The 2,571-nt window shown below is 65.1% G+C and carries 2 protein-coding genes and 1 pseudogene; all 3 read right to left on the bottom strand.

Annotated elements, in window-relative coordinates; translation table 11 throughout:
• Positions 1 to 106 precede the first annotated feature (106 nt).
• The gene (locus tag J8I87_RS43685) at positions 107 to 328 is read right to left on the bottom strand and encodes a hypothetical protein (protein ID WP_209938839.1); all 222 of its coding nucleotides are present in this window, start codon (positions 326 to 328) and stop codon (positions 107 to 109) included.
• The gene (gene istB / locus J8I87_RS43680) at positions 325 to 1,092 is read right to left on the bottom strand and encodes an IS21-like element helper ATPase IstB (protein WP_209938842.1); all 768 of its coding nucleotides are present in this window, start codon (positions 1,090 to 1,092) and stop codon (positions 325 to 327) included. The genes J8I87_RS43685 and istB overlap by 4 nt, the downstream gene beginning before the upstream one ends.
• Positions 1,076 to 2,548 (bottom strand): annotated as a pseudogene (gene istA / locus J8I87_RS43675) (IS21 family transposase); the annotation flags it as partial. The pseudogene istA and the gene istB, both read right to left, overlap by 17 nt.
• Positions 2,549 to 2,571: the final 23 nt, after the last annotated feature.

Here is a 2,571-nt window from a genome sequence, read left to right as displayed (position 1 = left end):
GTGTTGGCGGCGGCGTAAATCCGACACCAGACGGCGGCGCAAGGTTGAGTTAAACACTCGACCATGCGCCGCAGGCATTGCCGCCCGCAGGGCGAGTAAAGCAGGATCAGAACCCGCCCTCGATGTCGTCGATATCGGCATCGGTGGACGGCGAACGCTGCTCGCGGATCAGCTCGTGTAACTCGACGCCGTAGCGCATCCAGATCCGCGCGCGCAGATCGCTGAGCAGCTCGAACACGGCGAACGCCTGCTGGGGCGACCAGTCGGCGTCGATCAGGAAGTCCAGTCCGCGAGACAGGCCCGAAGGCAGGTGCGTGCGGCGGCTCACGGCTTCTTCTCCGGGCGCGCAGCGTTACGCCTCCTGGCGCGCTGCTCGGCCCGCTCGCGCGCTTCCTTGACGCGATACGACTCGCCCTCGATCGCGATGACCTCGGCGCGATGCACGAGGCGATCGACCAATGACACGACGCAGGCCGCATTCGGGAACACCTCCGACCATGCTGCGAACGGTTTGTTCGTTGTAACCACCGTGCTTGCGGCGCCGTACCTGCGGCTCACCAGCTCGAACAGCAGGTCGGCATGGCGGTTCGAGTACGACAGGTAGCCCACCTCGTCAATCAGGAGCACTTCGGGCGAAGCGTAGCGATGCAGGCGCCGGCGCAGCGCCGAGTCACTGTCGAGCGCGGCCAGCTCGCCGAGCATCTGGCCAGCCGTGGTAAAGAGCGCTGTGTAGCCGTGGATGAGCGACTGGTACGCGAGGTTCAGTGCGAGTGTCGATTTGCCCACGCCGTTCGGCCCGATCAGCACGACGTTGGACTTCTCCCTGACGAACTCGAGCGCCATCAGTTCCTCGAGCGCGCCGCGGTCAATCCGTTTGGGCCATGCCCAGTCGAAGTCTGCCAGCGGCTTGAAGTTGCCCAGGCGGGCGTCTCGGATACGCCGCTCGAGCGAACGGCGCGCGCGTTCCTGCTCTTCCCAGTGCAGCAACGGCTCGACCCATGACGCGTCGGCGATCTCGCTCCAGTGCGCCAGCAATCCATACATCCGCAAGGCATTGGCGCGCTCGTGCAACTGCTCAGTCCTGTTTGTCATCATCGGCCTCCGCTGTTAGCTGGTCGTAGATGTCGAGCCGGTGTGGCGTCACGCGCTTGTCCTTGTCGCGCACGTGTTCCGGCAGCTTGATGGCGATGGGCGGAGGGGCTCCCCGGGCAGCCCGCCGACGCTCCAGTGTCAGGCGCACCGGGTTCTGGTGCGGCGCGGCGCCGCTCGCGAGGGTTTCCTCGATCGCGGCCTGCAGTTCGGCGGCGCCATACCGATCGAGCAATCGCAGCAGCTGCGCGGTAATGTTGCCCAGGTTGCTGCCGCGTTCGGCCGCGCGCAGCATCAGTGTCCGGGCAGCCGGCGCGGCGTGCGCGAGATGGTCCAGGCCGCGGTGGTGGCGGGCCTCACGTTTGCGCTCAACCAGCGCATCAATGTGCGCAGCAATCTCGATCTGCACGCCGCGGTCGTAACTGCGCACATGCTCGGCAACGACATCGGCGCCATCGAGGATGCGCACCTTATGCTGGTCGGCACGAACCGTGAGCGTGCGTCGCACATGCGTGTGCGGTATCGAGTAGTCGTTCAGGTCGAAGCGCACATAGGGCGTCTTGCCGACTGTCACGGGGAGCTGCAGTTCGCACGGGTACGGGTTCTCCGGCAATGCAAGCAGGCTCGGCTTCTCGCGCTCGAAGGCTTCGCGCACGGTGATGGCCGGATCCTCCCGGCATGGACGATCGGCTGCAACGCTCGCGCACCATTGTGCGGCCTGGGCGTTCAGATCATCGAGATCGGCGTACCTGCGCGCGGCAAAGAAGCTCTCGCGTGCGAAACGAATTGCTCTTTCGACGCGACCTTTTTCGTTTCCCCTCGCGACGGCCACCGGCCTGGGTTCGAACCGGTAATGGCTGGCAAACGCGAGCAGCGCCGGATTGAAGCGGATCGCATCGCCCTGGCGCTCGAGCACGGCGCTGCGCAGATTGTCGTACTTCAGGACCCTCGGCACGCCGGACCATGCTTCGAAGGCACCCACGTGGCCGGCCAGGAAGCTGTCCATACGGGCATCGAGGAAGAAACGCAGCCAGATCTGCCGTGACCACGAAAGCACCATCACGAAGGCCATCAGCGGCCGGCGTGCGCGACCGATCTGCAGGTGGCCGAATGAGGCCCAGTCGACTTCACCCACTTCTCCCGGCATGGTGCGCAAACGCAGATAGGCCTCAGGAGTCGGGCGTGGGCGGTGGAGCGCCACCAGGTGACGGAAATGGTGAATGTTGCCCCGGTAACCACGCTCGGTCACCATCGCGTACAGACGGCTGGCTGTGAGTGAGGGAAACTTCTTGAGCGTCTCATGGATGAACGGCAGGTACGGATCAATCCGCGAGGGCCGTTGCAGACCGCCCACCCGCGGCAGGCCCGCCTGGGCCAGCACACGCTGCACGGTGCCGCGATGCACATGCAACTGGCGCGCGATGGTGCCGCAGCGCCACTTCTCGACGTGGTAATACCGCTAATATCTTGCAAGATATTAGC

This window comes from Paraburkholderia sp. LEh10 (genome assembly GCF_017814945.1).
Taxonomy (GTDB): Bacteria; Pseudomonadota; Gammaproteobacteria; order Burkholderiales; family Burkholderiaceae; genus Paraburkholderia.
The sequence above is the reverse complement of the archived record's forward strand: the minus strand, read 5'-3'. Positions and strand labels throughout refer to the sequence as shown.

Excerpts from the sequence above, each read along its gene's own strand:
- istB (WP_209938842.1), bottom strand. The coding sequence starts at position 1,092 with ATGACAAACAGGACTGAGCAGTTGCACGAGCGCGCCAATGCCTTGCGG.